2 protein-coding genes are annotated in these 1,230 nt (G+C 43.3%); one reads left to right on the top strand and one right to left on the bottom strand.

The window, feature by feature from the left end; translation table 11 throughout:
- On the top strand, window positions 1–270 hold a 270-nt coding region (locus HJG39_RS19230; protein WP_268412031.1), incomplete at its 5' end, for a tyrosine-type recombinase/integrase.
- Between the two features lie 38 nt (window positions 271–308).
- On the opposite strand, the gene HJG39_RS19225 is transcribed toward HJG39_RS19230, so the two are convergent.
- A partial coding sequence (locus HJG39_RS19225) for a zonular occludens toxin domain-containing protein (RefSeq protein ID WP_326849278.1) occupies window positions 309–1,230 on the bottom strand: 922 nt, incomplete at its 5' end.

The raw sequence follows: 1,230 nt of genomic DNA, 5'->3' as shown, positions 1-1,230 counted from the left end.
GATGGTTATATTTGTCGACATCACATTCATCAAACTGCCTATAGAAAAAATCTACGCGCCGCCGTTATTGCTAGCGGGATTAATAAACGCATTACCGCGCATACGTTTCGTCATTCGTTTGCGACACAATTATTACGAAATGGGACAGATATAAGAACCGTTCAGGATCTACTTGGTCATAGCGATGTGCGAACGACTGAAATTTACACGCATGTTATAGGTACGCGATTCAATGGCACTACCAGCCCTTTGGATAAGCTTATTTGGTGATTAAAACCTAAACTTATTACCTCCTTACCTTCACCCCATTAACCAAATAAATTCAGTGCGCTTGTCTTTATTTCTGCTTTGTTTTCTAGTGGCTTTTCTGGCCTACAATACACGCTGTAAATTTTGTCTTGCCATATTAGGTTGCTAAAGCATTCCGCTACGTAACGGGCGTTTATGCCGTAATGCCTTAGCTCTTTGTTGCTTAGGTTTATTATGCCCTCTTTAGTTACCAATTCGTAATACAGCAGCCATTCTTTAAATTCGCCGTTTTCGGTAATGCGCTCTGTGCCTACTAAGTAGATTTCTTTTCCTTGGTAGGGCAGCGCTACATCAATAGCAGCCTTAGGGTCAGTTTTAGCACTATTAGCAAGGCTAGCCATGTCAGCACTTTTAACAGTCCCTGACTGCTTAATTTCAATGCGGTTTTGAGCAGTTTGATTGCCCGTTGTATTCGCTTGTTCTGGGGAATCACTTCCGCTAAATAGTAGATTGTATAAAGCCATAATTGAGAGCAGCCCGACAGTGAAGATAAGCGGCCATTTAAGCGCTTTGAAGGGTGAATCTCCCACGCCTGATTTTGTGATTTGTCCGGTGGCGGTGGATTTGTAGAGTTTATGAACATCAAGTGGCACCTTTAAAAATTTAACAGGGTTTCCCTTTTTGTGGGTTAAGCCGTTTTCTTTGGCTAAATGCTCTCGTACACGCGGCCTTCTTGCCAGTAGCTTTAACACGTCTTTTTGCGAGTAGTGAAAGGCTTTTTCGGTTGCCCCGCGTATCAGCATCAAGACTTGTAAAATGTCCGGCGTACACCACAAAATATCCCAGTTGTATTTTCTATGACGCATGAAGGCATCTAGCATGGTGGTGGGGTAAATGATGGTGCCGTCATCGTTGTAGATGATTTCGCCTAAGTCGTCGATGTCGGCTGATTCGGTTGTGTCGCCTTTTCTGCCAATGTCT

The sequence above is a fragment of the Alteromonas sp. a30 genome (genome assembly GCF_026788005.1).
In the GTDB taxonomy this organism is placed as follows: Bacteria; Pseudomonadota; Gammaproteobacteria; order Enterobacterales; family Alteromonadaceae; genus Paraneptunicella.
Note: the sequence above shows the minus strand (reverse complement) of the source record. Positions and strands in the feature narration are given on the sequence as shown.